The 1,893-nt window shown below is 46.3% G+C and carries 2 protein-coding genes; one reads left to right on the top strand and one right to left on the bottom strand.

Going from position 1 to position 1,893, the window contains the following annotated elements:
* Window positions 1-1,233: an acetate/propionate family kinase gene (locus ACTXGO_RS13085; RefSeq protein ID WP_443541133.1), complete on the bottom strand. Its 1,233-nt coding sequence runs from the start codon at window positions 1,231-1,233 to the stop codon at window positions 1-3.
* Between the two features lie 394 nt (window positions 1,234-1,627).
* On the opposite strand from ACTXGO_RS13085, the gene lptM reads away from it, so the two are divergent.
* Window positions 1,628-1,893 (top strand): LPS translocon maturation chaperone LptM (gene lptM, locus ACTXGO_RS13080; protein WP_443574829.1); only part of this gene is annotated, 266 nt, incomplete at its 3' end.

The following is a 1,893-nucleotide window of genomic DNA, read 5'->3' as shown; positions in this document are numbered from 1 at the left end:
TTACGCTAACCCTAGCGTTTGGCGCGTCTCTTTGGCAATCTGGCGCTCCTCATCCGTTGGAATCACCCACAGCTCAACACTACTATCGTTACTATGGAAACTACCTTCAGCTCCGCCTGCCAGCGTTTTGTTTTTATCGGCATCAAACGAGATACCAAAGTGACGCATAACATTCAAGATACGGGCGCGAGTTGATGCTGAGTTCTCACCGATACCGCCGGTAAAGATGATACCTGTAAATTCAGGCAAGGCGCAGCTAAGACTGGCTAAGTATTTGCCCGCGCGATAGGCAAACATCTCAATGGCGAGCTTAGCCTCTTTGTGACCTTCATTAGCGGCCTCTTCAACTGTACGCATATCGTTAGACAGACCTGAAATACCGAGCAATCCGCTGTCACTATTAAGCATCTTGTCAATATCCTCCAAGCTCATATCGAGCTGGCGTTTAAGATGAATATGCAAACTTGGATCGACGTCACCACTACGCGTACCCATCATCAGACCCTCAAGCGGGGTCAGACCCATACTAGTATCTAAGCTTTTACCGTCATACACAGCCGCCGCTGAACAACCATTGCCCAAATGCGCGGTCAACCAGCCATGCGTACCACTCGCTTCGGTGATTTGGCTGGCGCGCTCTGAGACATAAGCGTGTGAGGTACCATGAAAGCCATAACGACGAATCTTGTGATCCTCGTAAAGCGCTTTTGGAATGGGATAGCGATAGGCAACCGCTGGCATAGTTTGGTGAAAGGCGGTGTCAAAGACGACCACTTGCGGGATGTCAGGATAAATGGCTTGTACCGCCTCAATCCCTAGCGCATTGGCAGGATTATGCAGCGGAGCCAATGACTTGAGGCGTTTGACCTCAGATAATACATGATTGGTGACTTGCACAGCTTCTGAATATTCACGCCCGCCATGGACGCCGCGATGACCGACGGCGATGAAATGATATTGCTCAAGGAGCTCAAGGATTTTTTGTAGCGCAAGCTTATGGCGACCGCCTGGAATACTTATCTCTAATTTTTCACCGCTCAAAGCTGTGTGCTTGATACGCGCAGTATCAAGTCCTAAGTTTTCAGCAAGACCTGTGATACGCGTCGACTCATCTTCACTGATGAGGGCGTATTTGATGGACGATGAGCCACAGTTCAAGACTAAAGTAGGATTGGTTAATTGTGAGGTATCAGATTCTTGCTTAGAGGTTTGGGTGGTTGCGCTATCGCTCATGCTCTATCCTTAGATGGTTGTCGGTAGGGGGTGAATCGGCTAAATAGTAGCCGCAGTGGGGTGTTATTCGCTTATCACTTAGCAAGCAGCATAGGGGCTACTTATTTAAACAAAGCAGATATTATCAATAATGTAACATATTTTGGGCGCTATACCACGACAACTATAAGGTTTAGGAGTGATAGAGGTCAAATATCTAATACAGATGTTCACTCAATATAAAGCGTAGCAAGCTATGCACAAAATTGAAGTATTGAAATATTAGTTGTAAGTAAATTTATCAAACAGTCATTTACATTATCGGACACTGATATTGAATAATGCTATGATTAGCGCCATTGCTAATGATGCAAAATTTACTTTTTATTGCAGGCTTATCTCAAGGTTAACCCCTATGTCTATTTTATCTCGTTTATTCTCTACCAACCGCTATCTACCGAGCAGCGCTACGCGGCGCGCCAATGCTTTAGTTAATGCTTTAGTCATCACGGCTAGCATTACCGCGCTTGGGCTAGCTGGCTGCGGACAAAAGGGTGCGTTGTATTTAGTCGATACAAGCGATCAAGCAGCCATCGAGACCTCCTCTGCAGTCCTAGCCAGTGGTAGTCAGCCGCAGGATACCGCTTTTGATAATTTAGACGATACCGATTATGATAAGAC

The organism is Psychrobacter sp. T6-1 (genome assembly GCF_052258445.1).
This window is presented reverse-complemented; position numbering and strand designations above follow the sequence as displayed.

Excerpts from the sequence above, each read along its gene's own strand:
- ACTXGO_RS13085 (WP_443541133.1), bottom strand. The coding sequence starts at position 1,233 with ATGAGCGATAGCGCAACCACCCAAACCTCTAAGCAAGAATCTGATACC.